1 pseudogene is annotated in these 214 nt (G+C 44.9%); it reads left to right on the top strand.

The window, feature by feature from the left end:
* Positions 1 to 214: pseudogene (locus tag Q0940_RS17070) on the top strand (flagellin); the annotation flags it as partial.

The following is a 214-nucleotide window of genomic DNA, read 5'->3' as shown; positions in this document are numbered from 1 at the left end:
CTGATACGACAGTAACATCTGGTGGTGCTGATTCGGTTGCAGTTCGTGGTTCAATTCAACTTGATAGTACGTTGTCTTTCTCAAGTACCTCATCATCAGCTGAGACGGGTATTGGTGTAGAAACACGTTCATCGGAAATCAGTATTGATACGCTTGACTTAACATCAGCGCAAGGCTCACAAGATGCGATTGCGGTAATAGATGGTGCGTTAGC

This window comes from uncultured Psychrosphaera sp. (genome assembly GCF_947500655.1).
GTDB lineage: Bacteria > Pseudomonadota > Gammaproteobacteria > Enterobacterales > Alteromonadaceae > Psychrosphaera.
The sequence above is the reverse complement of the archived record's forward strand: the minus strand, read 5'-3'. Positions and strand labels throughout refer to the sequence as shown.